General features: G+C 60.1%; 18 protein-coding genes. 3 read left to right on the forward strand and 15 right to left on the reverse strand.

Annotated features, from left to right (window positions below; all coding sequences use genetic code 11):
* On the forward strand, positions 1-774 hold a 774-nt coding region (locus PH547_RS13455; protein ID WP_285168462.1), incomplete at its 5' end, for a hypothetical protein.
* Positions 775-844: 70 nt separating this feature from the next.
* Here PH547_RS13455 and copC read toward each other — a convergent pair.
* The 10 genes from copC to PH547_RS13505 form a co-directional block, all read right to left on the reverse strand.
* A complete protein-coding gene (gene copC, locus PH547_RS13460) occupies positions 845-1,213 on the reverse strand; it encodes a copper homeostasis periplasmic binding protein CopC (protein WP_285168725.1) in 369 nt (122 codons plus the stop codon).
* A gap of 167 nt (positions 1,214-1,380) precedes the next feature.
* Complete coding sequence (locus tag PH547_RS13465; protein WP_285168465.1) at positions 1,381-2,754, reverse strand: PepSY-associated TM helix domain-containing protein; 1,374 nt, start codon at positions 2,752-2,754, stop codon at positions 1,381-1,383.
* Positions 2,755-2,990: 236 nt separating this feature from the next.
* Complete coding sequence (locus tag PH547_RS13470; RefSeq protein WP_285168466.1) at positions 2,991-3,407, reverse strand: hypothetical protein; 417 nt, start codon at positions 3,405-3,407, stop codon at positions 2,991-2,993.
* A gap of 65 nt (positions 3,408-3,472) precedes the next feature.
* A complete protein-coding gene (locus PH547_RS13475) occupies positions 3,473-4,531 on the reverse strand; it encodes an ABC transporter ATP-binding protein (protein ID WP_104826892.1) in 1,059 nt (352 codons plus the stop codon).
* Positions 4,532-4,535: 4 nt separating this feature from the next.
* Complete coding sequence (locus PH547_RS13480) at positions 4,536-5,366, reverse strand: carbohydrate ABC transporter permease (protein WP_104826891.1); 831 nt, start codon at positions 5,364-5,366, stop codon at positions 4,536-4,538.
* A 3-nt stretch (positions 5,367-5,369) separates the two neighbouring features.
* Positions 5,370-6,305, reverse strand: a complete 936-nt coding sequence (locus PH547_RS13485) for a carbohydrate ABC transporter permease (RefSeq protein WP_104827901.1) — start codon at positions 6,303-6,305, stop codon at positions 5,370-5,372.
* A 90-nt stretch (positions 6,306-6,395) separates the two neighbouring features.
* Positions 6,396-7,655: an ABC transporter substrate-binding protein gene (locus PH547_RS13490; RefSeq protein WP_104826890.1), complete on the reverse strand. Its 1,260-nt coding sequence runs from the start codon at positions 7,653-7,655 to the stop codon at positions 6,396-6,398.
* 42 nt (positions 7,656-7,697) lie between these two features.
* A complete protein-coding gene (locus PH547_RS13495; protein WP_104826889.1) occupies positions 7,698-8,864 on the reverse strand; it encodes a PLP-dependent transferase in 1,167 nt (388 codons plus the stop codon).
* Positions 8,861-9,556 (reverse strand): FadR/GntR family transcriptional regulator, encoded by a 696-nt coding sequence (locus tag PH547_RS13500; RefSeq protein WP_104827900.1) that lies wholly within the window; start codon positions 9,554-9,556, stop codon positions 8,861-8,863. Before PH547_RS13500 ends, PH547_RS13495 begins: the two co-directional genes overlap by 4 nt.
* Before the next feature lie 225 nt (positions 9,557-9,781).
* Entirely contained in the window at positions 9,782-12,070 is a 2,289-nt protein-coding gene (locus PH547_RS13505; RefSeq protein ID WP_104826888.1) for a heavy metal translocating P-type ATPase, read from the reverse strand.
* A gap of 71 nt (positions 12,071-12,141) precedes the next feature.
* On the opposite strand from PH547_RS13505, the gene PH547_RS13510 reads away from it, so the two are divergent.
* A complete protein-coding gene (locus PH547_RS13510; protein WP_028750304.1) occupies positions 12,142-12,564 on the forward strand; it encodes a MerR family transcriptional regulator in 423 nt (140 codons plus the stop codon).
* A gap of 148 nt (positions 12,565-12,712) precedes the next feature.
* The gene (locus PH547_RS13515) at positions 12,713-13,615 is read left to right on the forward strand and encodes a universal stress protein (protein WP_245464189.1); all 903 of its coding nucleotides are present in this window, start codon (positions 12,713-12,715) and stop codon (positions 13,613-13,615) included.
* 33 nt (positions 13,616-13,648) lie between these two features.
* On the opposite strand, the gene PH547_RS13520 is transcribed toward PH547_RS13515, so the two are convergent.
* The 5 genes from PH547_RS13520 to PH547_RS13540 form a co-directional block, all read right to left on the reverse strand.
* The gene (locus tag PH547_RS13520) at positions 13,649-14,242 is read right to left on the reverse strand and encodes a class I SAM-dependent methyltransferase (RefSeq protein WP_104826887.1); all 594 of its coding nucleotides are present in this window, start codon (positions 14,240-14,242) and stop codon (positions 13,649-13,651) included.
* A gap of 208 nt (positions 14,243-14,450) precedes the next feature.
* Positions 14,451-16,172, reverse strand: coding sequence for an ABC transporter ATP-binding protein (locus tag PH547_RS13525; protein WP_104826886.1), 1,722 nt, complete (start codon positions 16,170-16,172; stop codon positions 14,451-14,453).
* A 272-nt stretch (positions 16,173-16,444) separates the two neighbouring features.
* On the reverse strand, positions 16,445-16,900 hold the full coding sequence (gene derI / locus PH547_RS13530) for a D-erythrulose-4-phosphate isomerase (protein WP_104826885.1): 456 nt from the start codon (positions 16,898-16,900) through the stop codon (positions 16,445-16,447).
* Positions 16,897-17,688 (reverse strand): triose-phosphate isomerase, encoded by a 792-nt coding sequence (locus PH547_RS13535; RefSeq protein WP_285168479.1) that lies wholly within the window; start codon positions 17,686-17,688, stop codon positions 16,897-16,899. Before PH547_RS13535 ends, derI begins: the two co-directional genes overlap by 4 nt.
* Positions 17,685-18,461: a DeoR/GlpR family DNA-binding transcription regulator gene (locus PH547_RS13540; protein ID WP_285168480.1), complete on the reverse strand. Its 777-nt coding sequence runs from the start codon at positions 18,459-18,461 to the stop codon at positions 17,685-17,687. Before PH547_RS13540 ends, PH547_RS13535 begins: the two co-directional genes overlap by 4 nt.
* Positions 18,462-18,523 lie beyond the last annotated feature (62 nt).

Below are 18,523 nucleotides of genomic sequence, written 5' to 3' on the forward strand. Positions count from 1 at the left end.
AAAATGGGCGATCCCGGCAGGGTGGCGCTCAGCTATGCTCCTCCTTACCTGCTGATTGTCCTTCTGTTCCGGATGGTAGCACCCAAAGCGCCGGTTACGCCACTTTGTGCCGTGACGCTTCTGGCGTCACTCGCCGCCGTCGTGCCGTTGGTCTATCAGGGTAAGGGCTGGGCCTACCATGCTTTCGCTGCGATCTCGCTGGCTCTTGTTGCTGTGCTTTGCAGGGTCGCAGCGTCTTCCGGCTGGCGTTACAACCGTGAAACGCTCGGACGTGGCATTCTTTGTGTCATTGTCGTCATGTTTGCATGGCTGCCGTTTTTACAGACGGAGAAGCCGAGCGACGCTTTCGTCGCGGCAGTGAAAGCGGCATCGAAGGGGGAGCCGACGCTCGGCGTCATCGGCAGCGACATCGCCGCTGCCCATCCGCTCGCCAGGATTGTCGGGGCCCGCTTTTTGTCTGCCAATAACAGCGACTGGTTCGGCGCCCTTGCGTATGTTCTGGCTCGGAAGGCGTCAGCAAAAGGAGAGGTGGCGGATGCCGCTCGCTACCAGAAGCGGTCGGATGCTTATCTGGACACCAAATATGCCGAGTTCGCCAGCCACAACTACGATCTGATCGTTATCCAGCAGGACGAGCCGCTTTGGACCGATTACGTGCTTGGTCAAGCACGTTTTGCCGCGCTGCTTTCCGCATATCATCCCATTGCTAGGGATGAGCGGTTTATGGTCTATGGCCGCGCCGCTCCTGCCGACCAGAGTTCAATTGCTCGGTGAGCGATCCAGAACTTTTTTGGCCAGCAGAAGGGATTGCGCGCCCAGATAAGTTGCCGCCGTATCGGTAGGCTTATGGCGCTATGGTGAAGGTATAGGTCCCTTCGGTCTTATGGCCGTCGGCTGAAAGGGCATGCCACTCCACAGTGTACTTGCCAGCCGTCAGCTTGTCAGTAACCGGCACCATCAGTGTGGTGTCCCCGTTCATCAGCATGGTTTCACCAGTCTTCACCGCCATCTTCTCCGGACCGGTAACCTTCACCCCGCTGAACTTGAGGTTTAGTCCTTCGGTGAAAGTAAGATCGAGTTCCGAAGGTGCCTGCTTCACCGTGCTGTCAGCGGCGGGAACGGCGGACTTAAGGTGGGCATGGGCGAATGCCTGGCCGGCAAATGCAATGCTGGCTGCGGTTGCAACAAAAAGGAGCTTCTTCATCTCGAGCATGCTGGTTTTCCTTCTGGGGTTGATGATCCGCAGGTTCAGTGCGGCCGGTTTCATAAGCGGGATGTTGTCTTCGGATTGCCAATGGTCCGATTTGTGATCCGGTCCGTGATCGATATCCTTCTTGAAAATTTGCAGGTAAGCTGAGCCATTCGTGTCGTTCCCGTCCATCAGGAGAAGAAGCGCCGGAGCGGCGGTACCAAGCGCACCACGATTTGGTCGAAGAGCAACATCACGACGACGGCCAGCCCGGTTAGCGGGAAGGCCGCGCCAAAGACGATCACGATCAGCCATAGACCGACATAGACGCACTTCTGTGGCGGCATCGGCGGCACGCCGAGACGCCCGGCCGGCCGGCGCTTCCACCACATGGCGATCGCAGTCACGCAGGAAAGGATGATCGCCATGCAGGTGGCCAGCATCAGGAGTTGGTTGAACAAACCCCATTCCTGGCCCTGATGGACGTTGATGCCCCATTCGATTGCTTGACCGAGCGCCGGATACTGGGCGAAGGAGAGGTCGACCAGCGGCTTGCCGGAATATTGGTCGATGTGAACGGTGCGCTCGTTACCGAGATTCCCCAGATAATGGCTGGCGGTGTAGACGCCCGTTTCATCGGTAGGGATCGCGAGGTCAGAGCCCAGCGCCATGCCCAGCCCATGCATGATCTCGACAGCCTTGTTCAGATCGATCGGCTTTGCAGCTTGCGCAGCGGCGATGTCGGACAGCGGTACGGGCGCGTTCTCGACGACCCAGCCGGCCGGGCTGACGATATCCTGTGTTACCTTCGCCGACTTCGGCACACTGTCCCAAAGCGCGGCCGGAGTGCCGAGATCATGGGCCGTCAGCCAGGCATTGACATTGGCGCCCCAATAGCCTGACCAAGGCATGCCGCTAAAGGCGAGGAAGAAGATGCCGATGCCGGTAATCGCTCCGGTGACGGCATGCAGATCACGCCAGAAGACACGGCGCGAAGGTGTGCCGCGCACGCTGAGCACGCCGCCTCTCTGCTGTCGCGGCCACCAGAGATAGATACCGGTGACAACGAGCATGAGTGCGAAACCGCCGACGATCTCGACAATGCGGTTGGTCCATTTGCCGAAATATTCCAGGCTGTGAATGCGTTTGACGACCCAATTGAATTCCTGTTTCGAGCCGATCGACGCGAGCACCTCGCCGTTGTGCGGATTGACATAGACGATCGTCGATTGGCCGTCCTTCGATACCGTGACCACTGCAGACCGATTGCCGGATGGGGCCTCGCGATAGGATGCCGGCTCTGAGCCAGGGACGGCGGCAACCGCGGCATCGACGATCTGCTGCGGTGTCAGCATCGATCCGGTATCCGCGACGATGTTGCGATGGGCGTAGAAGGTATCGGCGATCTGATCCTTGAACAGATAGAGCGATCCGGTGATCGCCAGATTGAGCATGAAGGGAATGACGAGCAGCCCGGCGAAGAAATGCCAGCGCCAGATCGCGCGATAGAGCGATACATTATGGGAGGTGGAGGCCTTGGGCTCGGCGGCGGCGAAGGTAGACATGGAAATCCTCAGAAGATCGGCTGGCGGTCCGGAAAGTCATATCTGCGGGGAGATGGCGACCGTTCCGGTCGCAGCCTTATGCGGATGTGCACGCGCGTTTGGGATACCGAGGCAGCCCGTTTCGCGTCGCGATGTTCAGCATGGAGGCAATCCGCCCGCAGCCGGCACGATCAGTTCTCGTGCATGGTCCGGCCGCCGTTGACGACAAGCGTCACGGCTTCCGCCGCAACGCAGGCTCAAGCAGTGATCTGGAGGATGGGCGGAGCGCGGGGGCCGGTGTTCGGCGGATAGAGCTGGCGATGGAAAGCTTCGGCTCTTGGCGCGAGCGCATCCTGATCGGCAGAGGCAAGATGCTCGCAGACATCCGTCGGCGGCACGGGAAGCAGGACTGCCGTGGCGATCCGGCAGGCTTCGCATCCCGGCGCATGTGTCTTGCTGTGTTCCTTACCGTCGGTGCCCTTGTAGGTGACGCAAAGGATCGGCAGGGTCCCGTCCGGCAACCGGTATTGCACCAGCTTCGCAGGGGTGAGCTCATCGGCATCGGAAATCGGCGGCTGATGGGCGAAGCCGACAAGCACCAGCGCGAGGGCGCACATGATGCGCACCATCCACTGTGTTGTGCAGAAGTGCTTCTTCCCCACGGCCGTCCTCATCCCTCTAGCGCGCAACCTTTAGGATGTTCGGCGCGCAAGCTCAATGCGGCAATTTGCTGCCATTGTTATCCCGCGCGTTTTCCGTCGCTATCGAAGACATGCAGATGCTGCGGCGGGAATATCACATTTACCGTCGGCCCCGCCTTCAGCACATCGCGATTGAGCGTGAAGACCTTGAATGGCAGACCATGAAGCGAAAGGTGGAGAATGATGCCGAAACCGGTCGGCTCGATAAGCTCCACATCGGCGCTGATGCCGGAGTCGTCCGAGGACAAAATCACGTGCTCCGGCCGGATGCCGAGCGTCACTTTGGCGCCGTCCGGCAGGTTCGGCGCTGCCGAAAGTGGAACAACCGTTCCGTCCTTGAGCCTAACACCGCCGGTTTCATAGGTCGCGTCGAGGAAATTCATCCCCGGAGAACCGATGAAGCCGGCAACGAAGAGATTGGCGGGACGGTCGTATAGCTCGAGCGGACTGCCGACCTGCTGAACCACGCCGCCATGCATGGCAACAATCCGGTCCGCCAGCGTCATCGCCTCGATCTGATCATGCGTCACATAAATTGAGGTCGCCTTCAGGTCGCCATGTAGTTTCTTGATTTCGGCCCGCATCTGTTCGCGCAGGCGCGCGTCGAGGTTCGAAAGCGGCTCGTCGAAGAGGAAGGCCTTCGGCTGGCGCACGATGGCGCGACCCATGGCGACGCGTTGGCGCTGGCCGCCCGAAAGCGCCTTTGGGCGGCGTTCGAGCAATGGGTCAAGCCCGAGCTTCGAGGCCGCACCCGCGACGGCACGCGAAATCTTGTCTTTCGCGATCTTCCGGAGCTTCAGGCTGTAGCTCATGTTGCCGGCGACATTCATGTGGGGATAGAGCGCATAGGATTGGAACACCATGGCGATGTCGCGGTCTTTCGGATGCAGCTCGTTGACCCGGTTGTCCGCAATACGGATCTCGCCGCCGCTAATGTCTTCGAGGCCGGCGATCATCCTGAGCAATGTCGACTTGCCGCAGCCGGACGGGCCGACGAGAACGACGAATTCGCCATCCTTGATCCTGAGGTCGATGTCGTGCAGCACCTGCACGTGGCCATAGGCTTTCTTGACGTTCTGGATATCGATCGATGCCATTTGACTAACCCTTGACCGCGCCGGCCGTCAGGCCCTGCACGAGATAACGCTGAATGAGCAGGAAGAAGAGGCCGGCCGGAATAAGCGCCATGACGCCCGCCGCCATCATCTGCCCGAAATCCACGGAGAACTTCGAAACGAAGGTGAGAAGGCCTACAGGGAAGGTGGCTGCCTGATTGCCGTTGATGAGCATCAGCGCGAACAGCAGCTCGCTCCAGGCGGCCGTGAAGACGAAACCGAGCGTCGCGGCAATGCCGGGCAACGTCAGCGGCAGAATGATCTGCCGGAACGCGGTGAACTGCGTCGCGCCGTCGATCATCGCCGCCTCTTCGAGGTCCTTCGGGATGCCGTCGAAAAAGGACTGCATCAGAAAGGTGGCAAAGGGCACGTTGAAAGCCGTGTACACGATGACAAGTCCGGTCAGGCTGTTCGTGAGATGCAGCGGCGTCAGGATCTTGAAGATCGGCGCGACCAGCATGACCAGCGGAAACATCTGCGTCAGCAGCATCAAGGCCACGATCCAGTATTTGGCGCGGAAGGTGAAGCGCGAGAGCGCGTAGCCGGAGAGCGACGCGCAGACGGTCACCGCGACCGCCGTCGAAGCAGAGACGATCAGGCTGTTTTCAAAAAATGTCGGGAAATCGCTGTGTTGCAGCACGAAAGCATAGTGCTCCCATGTCGTGCGCGACGGCCACATGCGCACGCCTTCCGTATAGAGCAGGTCGTTTGGTGTGACCGAGACCTTCAACAGCCAGAAGAGTGGGAAGAGCGCAAAAACCACATAACAAAGGATTGCCAGGCGATGCGCGATGGTGGGGATGACGGATCGTCTCATGGCTCAATCCTTGTTCAGCAGGGTCTGCCGCAGCAGGATGATCAGCATGGAATAGGCAAGCAGCAGCAGGAGCAGGACGAGGGCAATGGCGGAGGCATAACCGAAATCCAGCCGCTTGAAGGCCTGGGTGAAGATATAGCTTGCGACGATCTGGGTGCGGTCGGCAGGTCCGCCGCCGGTCATGACGACGATCAAATCGGCGAAGTTTGAGATCCAGACCGTGCGCAGGAGCACCGTGATAGCAATAGTCGGAGCCAGGAATGGGAGCGTGATCGAGCGGAAGCGCTGGAACCAGCCTGCACCGTCGATCGAAGCTGCTTCATAAAGATCCCTGGGGATCGCCTGGAGAGCGGCCAGCAGCGTGATGGCGAAGAAGGGAATGCCCCACCAGACATTGGCGACGATCGGGCCCCACATCGCATATTGCGGATCGGAGAGAATGTTGCCGGGCTCCTTCATCAGGCCGAGGCCGAAGAGCCAGTGCGGGATAGGCCCGATCACGGGATTGAAGAGCCATGACCAGTTGAGGCCGGCAAGGAAGGAGGGGACCGCCCATGGCAGAAAAACCAGCGCCTGGACGATCGCCCTGCCGAAAAACGGCTTGTCCAGCAAGAGGGCAAGGATCAGCCCGAAGATGAACTGCAAAACCACCGAGGCGCCAGTCCACCAGAGCGTATTCTTCAGTGCCCAATAGAAGGCGGCATCCTTTGAAAGATCGCGGAAATGCTCCAGGCCGACAAAGCCGCCGGAAAACGGATTGAGCAGTTGAATATCCCGAAACGCATAGGAAATGCCGATCACCAGCGGCACCAGCATGACGGCGATAATGAGGATGAGCGCGGGAGCGCTGTAGAGATAGGGCTCCGAGGCATCGGCAAAGCGCTTCAGCCACGGCCTGCGGTCGTGACGCCTGTCGAGCGTGTCGGCGGTCATGGTCATCGGCCAATGTTCCCATTCGCGGCGTTCGGACGCCGTCTGTGTCATGTGCGGAAAGCGGCGGCGGATCGCTCGGCCGCCGGTCAGGCGATCTTATTTCTTGGCAAGGAATTTCTGCTGCGCCTTGGTCAGATAATCGGCCCATTGATCAGCCAGATCCTTGGCCGAGATATCGCCGAGCAGCGCCTGCTGCGACGTCTTGATGGCGAGCGAATCCTTGAAGAAGGCGAATTCCTCGAGATAGGTCGGCATGACAGTCGGAACCGTGTTCTTGTCGGCCAGTTCCTCGAACCAACCCTTGAACTGGTCGCCGGCATAGAAGGGGTCCTTCTCAGCCGAGGTATAGGCCGGCAAGGCGCCGATCTTCTTGTTCCATTCAAGATTGCCTTCCTTGCCTTCAAGGGTTGCGATCAGCTTCCAGGACAGATCCTTGTTCTGGCTCGTCGCGAACATCGACCAGCCGGCATAACCGATCGTCGGGAAGGACTTGCCGTCCGGACCCTTCGGCAGCGGAGTGACGCCGAAGTCGTCCTTGTTCATGCGTTCGGCGATCGCAATCAAGGCATCCGGATCCTGATCGAGGAAAGCGCAGGTACCGGAATAGAAACCGGCGACGACTTCATTGAAGCCCCAGTTGACGCTGTCCTTTGGCGCATAACCCTTCTTGTAGAGATCGACCATCCATTCAATGCCCTTGGCCCAGCCGGGGCTGTTCATCGTCGAGGTGCCGTCATCCTTGAAGTACTTGTTGTCGCCGGCCATGGAGGCCGCGAAGATCATCCAGCCGTTTAGACCGCCGGGGCCGCCGCGCATGCAGTAGCCGTATTTGCCGGGCAGTTTGGAGATTGCTTCGGATGCCTTGACGAAATCGTCCATCGTCTTCGGCGGTTCGGCGATGCCGGCGTCCTTCAGGATCTTCTTGTTGTAGAACATGGCGCGCAGATAGAAGCCGTAGGGCAGCATATAGGCCGTATTCTTCACATCGCGGCCGAGTTCGAGCGCCCGCGGCGTCAGCTCTTTGGTCTGATCCCATTTCGCGAGATAGGGTTCGAGGCTTTCGAGCATGCCGTTATTGCCATAGAGCGACAGCCAGGTATCGGGCATTTCCATCACGTCCGGCGTGTCACCCGCCGAAACCATGGTAGCGAACTTCTGGAAGGCCTCGTTCCAGGGCAGGGAAATGATATCGACCTTCGTGCCCGGATTGGCTGCTTCGAACTTGGCGACGATCGACTTTAGTGTCTCGGTGCGTTCCGGGCTGGTAATGACTTCGACGAGCTTCAGCGTGGTATCGGCAAACGCCGTACCCGCCATCATGGTGGCGAAGAGTGCTGCCGTGATCAGTGTTTTCATGTCAGTTCCCCCTGTTTAGGTGTTTCTCTCGGGTTGATGGTCTTATGAGGCGGCGGCGATCGCTTCCTCGATATCTCTCCACAGCGCCTCGGTTCCTTCGAGACCGACATGGAGACGTACGGACCGCGGGTTGATACCAAAGGTATGCGCGGAATTCGGCTGTGCCTTCTGCTGAAGCACGACCTCGCCCGGTACGATCAGGCTTTCGTGCCCACCCCAGCTCACACCCAGTTTGAAGAGCTTGAGGTGATCGGCGAAGGCGCGGATATCGACGTCTTCGCGGAAGATGAATGAAAACAGGCCCGAGGTGCCGTTGAGCCCGGCGGGCAAGCGGTTGGCAAGGCCCGGATGGCAGACCTGCTCGACGACATCGAGCTCCTGCAGCCGCTTGGCGATCGTCATTGCGGCTGCCTCATGCGCCCTCATGCGGATCGGCAGGGTGCGCAGGCCGCGGATCAAAAGCCAGGCATCGAAAGGCGAAAGCTTGCCGCCGAGATAAGGATATGCCTCGGCTTTCAGCCGCGCAATCATCGCCTTCGAGCCGGCAACAACGCCGGCAACGACATCGCTATGACCGCCCAGATATTTGGAGGCGGAATGGATGACGAGATCGACGCCGAGCGTCAGCGGCCGCTGGAAATAGGGGCTGGCCCAACTGTTGTCGATCATGGAAACGGCGCCATGCTTCTTGGCGAGTGCGGCGAGCGCGCCGACATCATGGGCTTCCATCACCCAGCTCGTCGGGCTTTCCAGATAGAGAACCTTCGCGCCGGGAAGTGCCTTGGCAACGGCTTCCTCGTCGCGGCCATCCACATAGGTCACCTCGACCTTCATGCGTTTCAGCACCGTGCCGAAGAGGCGGAAAGCGTCCGGATAGACATGCTTGACCGCGACGATCCGATCGCCGGGTTCGACGAAGCTCAAAACGGCCGAAGAGATCGCCGCCATGCCGCTCGCGAAGCCGAGCGCATCCTCTGCACCTTCGAGTTTTGCCAGCATTTCCTCGAACATGCGCACGGTCGGATTGAGGCCGCGCGTATAGATCGGCCGCACCTTCTCGCCGCGATAGGAAGCGATCATGTCGTCGTAATTGGCAAAGGTGAAAAGCGATGTCTGAAAAATCGGCGGCACCACGGCATCGGCATAGTTGCCGTCGTCATGGGCCGTGATGAGGGAAGCGAGATCGAACGGCTCTAGCCCGTCAGTCATTTGGACATTTCCTTGATGTCTTCCTCGACGACGTCGAGAATTTTCAATGTTTCGGCGCGCGCCGCCTCGGGATCCTGGGCAACGATCGCGTTGAACAGCGTGCGGTGAAAGGGGAAGGACCGGCGGGCAAAATCCTGCCGGTCGAAGGGGTGGGTCCAAAACCGCTCGAAGCTGCCACGCATCTGTTCGAGGAGCTGCTTGAACAGCGGATTGTGCGTGGCGTCGTAGACGGCGAGGTGAAACGCCAGATCCTCCGGCCCGGACGTGCCCTTTGCGATATGGACGCGCTCCATTTCATCGAGCTTCTCCTCGATGATCGCAATATCCTTGGTCGTGCGTCTCTTGGCGGCGACCATTCCGGCCTCGCATTCGATACCGCGGCGAACCTCCAGGGTCTGCAGCAGCGCATCGCGCAGATGCGCGGTATCGAGCGACAAGGGCATATGGATGGTTGCTTTGGAAACGGGTTTCAGCAGATACGTGCCGCTGCCCTTGCGGGTTTCCACGACACCCAGGGCTTGAAAATGCGTGACGACTTCCCGGATCGTCGAGCGCCCAACCGAAAGGGCCGCCATCAGCTCGCGCTCCGTCGGCAACCGGTCACCGGCCTGGAGCTTCGAAGACTCGATAAAGTCGGACAGCGCGTCGATAACTTGCTGCGTCCGGTCGATTGACGGGAGAGGGGTTAGCATTGCTTTCGTCATGACCTTAAATTGGTCTGACATCTGCTATCAGGTCAATCTATTTTTTATATATCAATCTATTTTTCACATGGGGATTGCGGTCTCACCCTCTAGGGGATCAAGCCCGACACGCGGTAACGGCAAGGCCACTACCGAACTGGTTAAAAAACAAAGGCCCGGCTGTGGATTCCTTGAAATCCGCATACCGGGCCGCATTGCAGGGCAAATTTGGGATCAGCGCGCGCTCATCAAACGACCGCTGAACACGCCTTTCCACCGCAACAGTCTCATCGCATTGGCAGTGACAAGTACCGTCGCGCCGGTATCGGCGAGGATCGCCGGCCAGAGACCGGTGATGCCGGCAATCGTGGTCACCAGGAACACCGCTTTCAGGCCAAGCGCCATGCTGATGTTCTGGCGGATGTTGCTCATCGTCGTCCGCGACAGCGCGACCATGTTGGCGACATCGGTGACGCGGCCGTGGAGAGCGGCGGCATCCGCCGTTTCCAGCGCCACATCGGTGCCGCCGCCCATGGCGATGCCGACGTCGGCGGCCGCCAAGGCGGGTGCATCGTTGATGCCGTCGCCGACCTTGGCGACGATCTGTTTTTGCGCCTGCAGTTCGCGCACGATGCGCTGCTTGTCTTCCGGCAGGAGCTGCGCGCGAGGTTCGATCCCGAGACCCTTCGCGATTGCACCGGCCGTGCGGGCATTGTCGCCGGTCAGCATGACGGAACCGACGCCGGCTGTCCGCAGCGCCTCGATTCCGGCGCGCGCATCGGCGCGGGGTTCGTCGCGCATGGCAATCAGGCCGGCGATCTTGCCGTCGACCAAGAGAACGGAGACGCTTTTGCCTTCGTCGTTCATGGTTTCGATCCGGGCGTCCTGTTCGGCCGACAATGGCTCACTCTCCCGAGCCGCCTGCGGAGAGAGAAGCGACAGGGTCTCGCCTCCGACACGGCCGCTGACGCCTTTGCCGGGCAAGGCCTTGGCTTCGGCCGCAGGCGGGACCGGAGCACCATCGGATTTCGCCCGCTCCAGAATTGCGAGAGCAAGCGGATGGCTCGAACCGTTTTCGAGAGCTGCCGCCCGTGAGAGAACCTGTGCCTCGGTGAGACCGAAGCCCAGGACGTCCGTCACCTTGGGCTTGCCCTCGGTCAGGGTGCCCGTCTTATCGAAGGCAACCTTTGTCACCTTGCCCATTGTTTCGAGAACAGCGCCGCCTTTCAACAGCAGGCCGCTGCGGGCGCCTGCCGACAAGGCGGCCGCGATCGCGGCGGGCGTCGAGATCACCAGCGCGCAGGGGCAGCCGATCAGCAGGATAGCGAGGCCTTTGTATATCCATTCTAGCCAGCTTGCGCCGGCCACCAGCGGGGGCGTCACCGCGACCAGTGCCGCGACGGCGACCACGCCGGGCGTGTAATAGCGCGAGAAGCGGTCGATGAAGCGTTCGGTCGGTGCCTTGGATTCCTGCGCCTCTTCGACCAGCTTCACCACGCGGGCAATCGTGTTGTCGGCCGCGGCCGCGGTCACTCTGACACGCAGCACGGCATCCGTGTTGATGGTGCCAGCGAAAACCTTGGCCTCCACGCCCTTGCGTACCGGCGTGCTTTCTCCGGTGACCGGCGCTTCGTCGATGGCGCTTTCGCCTTCGACGATCGTGCCGTCGGCTGCGATGCGGTCGCCCGGACGCACGAGAATGACCGCACCCACCTTAAGGCTTTCGGCCTGCACTTCGCGGGTCTCGCCGTTGTCTTCGATCAAGGCGGTTTTCGGGACCAGGGTCGTCAATGATTGGATGCTTGCGCGCGCCTTTCCGGCGGCGACACCTTCCAGCAATTCGCCGACGAGGAAGAGGAAGACCACGGTCGCCGCCTCTTCACCGGCATTGATGATCACCGCGCCGATGGCCGCAATCGTCATCAGCATCTCGATGGAGAAGGGCGTGCCCGCCAGCGCCGCCATCACGGCGCGGCGCGCGATCGGCACGAGACCGACCAGCATGGCGACAACGAAGGCATAGGATGAAATCGAGGGCACGAGATGGCCGATGGCATAGGCGGCGACCAGTGCCGCGCCGGATACGATCGTCAGCCGGCCCTTCCTGCTCGCCCACCAGGGGCCATCCGTGGGCGTATGGTCGTGACCATGCAGCCCCTCGATTTCCTTTACGGCGTGGTCGTGATGATCATGATCGGCGTGGTCGTGCGATGAATGATCATGGCTATCGTGATTGTGATGATGATCATGATCATGGTCATGATGGTCATGTCGATGTTCGGAGAGCGCGCGCTCAGCCTTGCCAGCCAGCGGCGCGAGGGAATAGCCGAGGCCCGTCACTTTCTTTTCGATCGCGGTGAGATTGCTGGTCTCGTCGTGACGAACGGTCATCGTTCCCGCAGTGACGGAAACGGAGACATCCTCTACGCCCGGCATGCGTCTCACAGCCGTGTCGATCTTGGCCGCGCATGAGGCGCAGTCCATGCCGCTCACCCTATACCGTGCTTCCCCTGTCGCTGCCATGATCCGTTTCCTTGTCAAACCGTGGCATCTCTCCTACATCCTCTAGTGGCTAGAGGTGCAAGAGGAAAATCATGAAAAAGATCACGATTGGCGAAGCGGCCCGGCAAAGCGGCGTGAAGGTGCCGACGATCCGCTACTACGAAAGCATCGGACTTCTGGCTGAACCGGACCGGAGCGAGGGCAACCAGCGTTCCTACGAGCAATCGCACCTTCACAGGCTGGCCTTTATTCGCCACGCCCGCGAATTGGGCTTCGAGGTCGATGCGATCAGGACGCTTCTGGCGCTCCAGGACGATCCAAATCAATCCTGCGCCTCCGCCGACGCCATCGCCAAGGCCCGCCTGATCGAAGTCGAACAAAAGATACGCAGCCTGACGGCCCTGAAAGCCGAGCTGGAGACGATGGTCGAAGGTTGCGGCCACGGCCGTATCGACCAGTGCCGGGTGATCGAAGTTCTGGCCGACCACGGGCAGTGCATGCATCCGCGCCATTAGTGCGGTTAAGCTTGTTTACATTGGCGATCGCGGGCTTGAGCTTCGGATCAAGGGAGAATGCCTGCCGCGTTGCGGGCCGTTCGATCTCAGAGTAGAATCCGCCAACCGTGCCACGAGAGGTACGGAGCATCGCGGAAGGAGGTCCGATATGATGGGCCCGCCCGCACATGAAAGCGACACCAAACCGCCACTCGGAAAGACAAGTCTCCTGTTGGCCGGCACCCTGCGTGAATTGACTGTCCATGCCGATGTTCTCGCTTTGCTGCCCGATCCCGCCATCGTCCGAAACTGCCTGGATCTCGCCGAGGATGCCGCGGGTGCCATACATGGCAGCATGGCTGCAGCGCATATCGGGGCCGATCCCGAAAGGATGATTGCCGCGCCTGAGGAAATTGACCTGCAGATCCTGCGGGACATGGACGAGAACTCTCCGCACCAAAGATTCGAGCGGATTGCCGATGCCTTTGAGGATTGGAAGCGGGAGCGGCCGGATCGTGCGAGCCTTTTCCTGGATGATTGCCGGGGCGATATCGAGCGCTGCGTGATGACCGAATGCCATGAGACGGCGCTTGTCGTCGCTCCCTGTCACGGCAACATGGATGCGCAAGACACATTCTATGATCTTCTGTTCAAGAAGCATAAGCTGGTGCTGGTGCCGCCTGCGGGGGCTTACTCCGGCAATCTGCTGGGCCATGTCCTGATCGGCTGGAAACCGCACAAACATGCGCTGCGCACCGTCGTTGCGGCAAGACGCTGGCTGGCTGTGGCCAATCGCATCACCGTTCTATGCATCGACGATAGAGCGGACGGAAACTATCAGCGCACGGCCAGCGAATTGCTTGATCAGCTCGGCCTTAGGGGCGACGTCGTCGCGGTCAGCGCCGGAGGCCGGCCGGTCGGAGAAACTATCCTCGAGTTTGCCAGATCCACGAGCGCGACATGCCTGCTGATCGGTGCGTTCAAGCGCGGATATTTTATGGAGCTGCTTCTCGGCCGCATTACGCGCCACCTTCTATCGCATTCCACGCTTCCCTTGATGATGAAGCATTAGGAGTTCGCGGGCATTCTCGGACGGCCTTCGCCGCTACACACGCTCCAGGATGATGCCGTAGTGATAGGGCGGCAGTTCCTCGACGCGGGCAGTGACAAATCCGGCAGGTTCGACGATCCTTCGCACCGCGTCGGGCGACATGCGCATGTCCGTCTTCGGTCCACGTGGCTGATCCAGCACGACCGTTTGTTCTCTGGGTATCACATGCCAGTTGACGATCGCGAACAAGCCTCCGGGCCGCAGGACATGCCAGACTGCCCGCGCCAGATCCGGCTTGTCCGGCACGCCATGAAAGGTGTTGGCCATCAGCACGTAATCGACCGGTTCGGGCAGAAGCGACGCGATTTCGCGCGCATCGGCGTTGATCCATTGGCGCACAGTCCCGCCGAGGCGCTCGACCTCGATTCTTGCCTGCTCGATCATTTCCGCATCCAGATCGAGGGCATAGACACGGCCATCGACGAGACCGGCAAGCGGCGCGGTGAAATAACCATCGCCGCAACACAGGTCGAGCACGGTCATGCCGGGCTGAATGCCGAGATCAGCCAGGACCTCCGCCGGTCGCGGCCAAAGTGCCGCCCACCAATCTCGGTCGGGCATGGAGGTCGCGGGGAACAGATCATCCATTGTCTTCTCTTCCGGCGCGCAGGCCGTTTCTGGCTCGGGCAGAATTGCCGAGTGCCAGCAACCTTGATGGTAGGCTAGACGGGCTCTTTCTGGAACCCGTCCACATGCGATTTGACCACCTCCGTCACAAAGGCTGCGCGTTTTGTCGGAAGAAATTTAAGCCCGGAAGGATGGTCTCCCGGGCTCAACCTTTACGTGCTCGTCGACATCATGGAAGCGTATCGAACTGAGCGTTGTGAAGCCTGGCATAGCTACCGCCGCGCGCCAGCAGCTCGGCATGCGCTCCCTGCTCGACAATGCCGTCTGGCCCCATGACAATGATGCGATCGGCGTTGCGGATGGTCGTCAGCCGGTGCGCTACCACCAGGGTCGTGCGCCCCTTCGAAAGATCCGCCAATGCCTGCTGGATGGCAAATTCGGTTGCCGTGTCGAGTGCAGACGTTGCCTCATCGAGGATGAGAATCGGCGGGTTCTTGAGGAAGATGCGCGCGATGGCAAGACGCTGCTTCTGCCCACCCGACAGTTTCACGCCGCGTTCGCCGGTCGGCGTGTCCAGGCCGTCGGGCAGCGAACGAACGAATTCATCGAGCGATGCGCGGCGCAGCGCCTCCATGATGTCCTGATCGGTCGCGCCGAGCTTTCCATAGGCGATGTTCTCGCGAATGGTCGATCCGAACAGGAACACGTCCTGCTGCACGATGCCGATCTGGCTGCGCAGCGAGGCCTGCGTCATATCGCGGATGTCGATGCCGTCAATGGTGATGCTGCCGCCGGTCACGTCGTAGAAGCGCGGCAGCAGCGAGCAGATCGTTGTCTTGCCTGTTCCCGAAGCGCCGACGAAAGCGACCGTCTCTCCGGCCGATATTGTCAGATTCAGAGCATCGAAGATCGTACCCTGATTCGAATAGCCGAAGCTGACATCCTTATAGACGATATCGCCCTTGAGATGATCGACCGCAAACGCGTTCGGCCGGTCGGCAAGGTCGGGCTGTGTATCGATCAGCGACAGGAAACGTTTGAAGCCGGCGATGCCCTTCGGATACATTTCGAGCACCGAGGTGATCTTGTCGATCGGGTGAAAGAAGACGTTGATCAGGAGCAGGAAGCTGACGAAACCACCATAGGTTAGTTCGCCAGACACCACGAACCAAGTTCCGGCCACCATGACCACGAGCTGCACGAGGCGCGTGCTGAAATAGCTGAGCGCGATGCTCGCCGTCATATAGGCATAGGCATTGAGCTTTGTGGCCTTGTAGTCCTCGTTGTTGCGGGCAAAAAGCCGGCTTTCGTAATCCTCGTTGGCGAAAGCCTTGACGACCCGGATGCCGCCAACGCTCTCCTGCACGCGAATGTTGAAGTCACCCACCTTGGTGAACAGGCTGCGCCAGTTCAGTGTCATCTTGGCGCCGTAGCGGCTGACCAGCCAGGTCATGAAAGGCACGATGATCGTCGTCAGCAGCGCCAGCTTCCAGTGCACCGAGAACATCAGCAGGAAAGCGCCGATGAAGGTCATGATGGCGATGAAGACATCCTCGGGTCCGTGATGGGCGATTTCGCCCACCTCTTCGAGATCCTTGGTCACGTGGGTGATCAGATGCCCGGTCCTGTTGTTGTCGAAATAGCGGAACGAGAGCTTCTGGATATGGTCGAAGGCCTGGCGGCGCATGTCCGATTCAATCGAAATGCCAAGCGCATGACCCCAATAGTTGACCACGGCCATCAGGCCGGTGTTCAGCGCATAGACGATCAGCAGCAGCGCGGCAGTCGCGGCGATCAGACCCCAGTTACGGCTCGGCAGCAACTCATCGACAAAGAGCTTGACCGCCAGCGGAAAGCCCAGTTCGAGAAGACCAGCGACAACCGCGCAGCCGAAATCGAGAAAAAACAGGGTCTTGTAGCGCGCATAATAGGAAAAAAAGCGACGAAACATGAATGCCCTCCAAGGGCACGAGAGATCATATTGTCAGACAAGGATGGACTGAACAGCAGCCCGCATTCGGCGGCGCTGTTCAGCGCTGATTGGTGCCGAAATGTCTCATCTAACTGATCTCCCTCATGAGTCGCAGGGATCTTATAACCGACGAACCAGACGTTGTCATCCCCAACGGCAAATTGGTGCTATGACGGGCGCTGATAATGCCACATTATCGCCGTGTGTCGCTTTGAGAGCTAGGACACACGGCGATGTCTGCATAGCCCAGATCAGCGGGCGTTATATTTCGCGTCGACTTCGTTGATTGCCTTGACGTTTCCGGCCGAGCGGCCCTCTTCGTCGAATGTGTGCGCAAGGAAGGTGTCGGCGATGGCCTTGGCAAGTTCCGGCCCAATGACACGGGAGCCCATCGTGATGATCTGCGCGTTGTTCGAAAGTGCGGCACGTTCGGCCGAATAGGTGTCGTGCGTCAGTGCCGCGCGGATGCCGGGGACCTTATTGGCCGAGATGCTGACGCCGATGCCGGTGCCGCAGACGAGGATCGCCTTGTCATAGGTGCCGCCGATGACGCCCGAGGCGACGCGATCGGCAAGGTTCGCGTAGAACGGATCCGGACCGGCGTCCGTGCGCGACACTTCCTGCACGTCGTAGCGGTCCTTCAGGTGGTCGGCGAGAATTTTTGCGAGGCCTTCGCCCGCACTGTCTCCTGCAATTGCAATCTTCAACGTCTATCTCCTTGGAGTTTGGCGGTGCATTGGGCGAGGATGCCGAGATAGCCTTCAGCGCTCCAGGCCGAACGACCGATGAAAAGCCCATCGATATTCGGGCACGATATGAGGTCTTCACAGTTCCCCGGATTGACCGATCCCCCGTAAAGGCAGGGGACGCGGCGGCCGAGCACATCTTGCGCGATCGATACGATCTCGGCATGGCGTGCATCGGCATAGTCTGGCGAGGCGGGAATTCCCCTTTCGCCGATTGCCCAGACAGGTTCGTAAGCCAGAAGGATTTGTGCGCCCTTCTGCGCCTCGGACAGCTTCGAAAAAGCGCCGAGAACCTGAATTTTCAAAATATCCGTGGCCCGACCGCTTTCCCGGTCGGCCAGTGTCTCGCCGATGCAGATGAGCGGGATCAGACCGTGGCGGACGGCGGCTTCGGTCTTCAGGCCGACGGTCTCATTAGTCTCGCCGAAATGTTCGCGGCGTTCGGAGTGGCCAAGCTCGACAATATCGAGATTGCAATCCCTGAGCATGAGGGGAGAGATCTCGCCGGTCCAAGCACCCTCATCGGCCCAGTGCATATTCTGCGCACCCACCTTGACGGAGGTGCCGGCGAGAAGGGCCTTGACCTCGCGCACCGCCGTAAACGGCGGGATGATGAAGCGCTGAATGGCCAGGTCTCGCCCGGCATCGGCATCGGCAGCGCGCAGCGCCTCGGCATAGCTGCTGGCTTCCGCCAGCGTCTTGTTCATCTTCCAACTGGTTCCAATCCAGAATCGAGGTGCGGCGCTCATGTCGTCTCCCAGTTCAAGGCAATGGTCAGCGTGATGTTGGCGCGTTCGAGCTGCTTCAGGGCGGCAGGCTCGGGGGTGTCGTCGGTGATGATGGTGTCGAAATCGGCAAGGTCGGCCATGACATGCAGGGCGGTATGTCCGATGCGCTGGTGGTTGACCAGCAGGCATGTCTTGCTCGCGGACGCGATCATCGCCCGCTTCGCGCGTACGACATTGTCATCCATATGATAGGCAAGGGTGCCGGAAACGGCTGGCGTCGAGATGAAGGCGATATCCGCCCTGAGGCGAAACAGCGCTTCCTCCGTCACCACGCCCAGAAACGCGTTGAATTTCGGCGAATATATGCCACCCAGCGCAATCAACGTGATGCCGCTTTCGTTCTTCAGCCTCTCGATGATCGCGGCATTGTTGGTGATCAGCGTCAGCGGCCGCTTCTGCAACAGCATCTCGCCGAGTACGGCGGCCATGGAGCCGTCGTTGACCATGACCGTCATGCCCGGCTCGACAAGCTCCAGCGCACGACGCGCCATGCTGACCTTGGCCTCATGTCCCTGGCGTTCGCGGATGCGGAAGTCGCTTTCGAACTGCATGCCCGCGTCGATCGTCGCGCCGCCGCGGATCTTGCGCAGGACGCCGGACTGTTCGAGATCGTCGAGATCGCGATGGATGGTCATCTTGGACACGGCAAAGCGGTCGGCCAAGTCGTCGAGGTCGACGCTTTTGTGCTCGACGAGCAGATTGACGATCAATTGTTGGCGTTCTTCGCGTTTCATCTTGGTGCTCCGGTTCTCTCCGGATCGAATGCCTGGGAATGTAACACGTTTATCACATGGTT

Origin of the sequence: Rhizobium cerradonense (genome assembly GCF_030182455.1) — a bacterium.
In the GTDB taxonomy this organism is placed as follows: domain Bacteria; phylum Pseudomonadota; class Alphaproteobacteria; order Rhizobiales; family Rhizobiaceae; genus Rhizobium.

What these genes read in the sequence shown, in the direction of transcription:
- PH547_RS13500 (WP_104827900.1), bottom strand. Translation starts at nt 9,556, where the DNA reads ATGCTAACCCCTCTCCCGTCAATCGACCGGACGCAGCAAGTTATCGAC.
- PH547_RS13505 (WP_104826888.1), bottom strand. Translation starts at nt 12,070, where the DNA reads ATGGCAGCGACAGGGGAAGCACGGTATAGGGTGAGCGGCATGGACTGC.
- PH547_RS13525 (WP_104826886.1), bottom strand. Translation starts at nt 16,172, where the DNA reads ATGTTTCGTCGCTTTTTTTCCTATTATGCGCGCTACAAGACCCTGTTT.
- PH547_RS13540 (WP_285168480.1), bottom strand. Translation starts at nt 18,461, where the DNA reads ATGAAACGCGAAGAACGCCAACAATTGATCGTCAATCTGCTCGTCGAG.
- PH547_RS13515 (WP_245464189.1), top strand. Translation starts at nt 12,713, where the DNA reads ATGATGGGCCCGCCCGCACATGAAAGCGACACCAAACCGCCACTCGGA.
- PH547_RS13480 (WP_104826891.1), bottom strand. Translation starts at nt 5,366, where the DNA reads ATGAGACGATCCGTCATCCCCACCATCGCGCATCGCCTGGCAATCCTT.
- copC (WP_285168725.1), bottom strand. Translation starts at nt 1,213, where the DNA reads ATGCTCGAGATGAAGAAGCTCCTTTTTGTTGCAACCGCAGCCAGCATT.
- PH547_RS13510 (WP_028750304.1), top strand. Translation starts at nt 12,142, where the DNA reads ATGAAAAAGATCACGATTGGCGAAGCGGCCCGGCAAAGCGGCGTGAAG.
- PH547_RS13475 (WP_104826892.1), bottom strand. Translation starts at nt 4,531, where the DNA reads ATGGCATCGATCGATATCCAGAACGTCAAGAAAGCCTATGGCCACGTG.
- PH547_RS13470 (WP_285168466.1), bottom strand. Translation starts at nt 3,407, where the DNA reads ATGAGGACGGCCGTGGGGAAGAAGCACTTCTGCACAACACAGTGGATG.
- PH547_RS13535 (WP_285168479.1), bottom strand. Translation starts at nt 17,688, where the DNA reads ATGAGCGCCGCACCTCGATTCTGGATTGGAACCAGTTGGAAGATGAAC.
- PH547_RS13490 (WP_104826890.1), bottom strand. Translation starts at nt 7,655, where the DNA reads ATGAAAACACTGATCACGGCAGCACTCTTCGCCACCATGATGGCGGGT.
- PH547_RS13495 (WP_104826889.1), bottom strand. Translation starts at nt 8,864, where the DNA reads ATGACTGACGGGCTAGAGCCGTTCGATCTCGCTTCCCTCATCACGGCC.
- PH547_RS13465 (WP_285168465.1), bottom strand. Translation starts at nt 2,754, where the DNA reads ATGTCTACCTTCGCCGCCGCCGAGCCCAAGGCCTCCACCTCCCATAAT.
- PH547_RS13485 (WP_104827901.1), bottom strand. Translation starts at nt 6,305, where the DNA reads ATGACCATGACCGCCGACACGCTCGACAGGCGTCACGACCGCAGGCCG.
- PH547_RS13520 (WP_104826887.1), bottom strand. Translation starts at nt 14,242, where the DNA reads ATGGATGATCTGTTCCCCGCGACCTCCATGCCCGACCGAGATTGGTGG.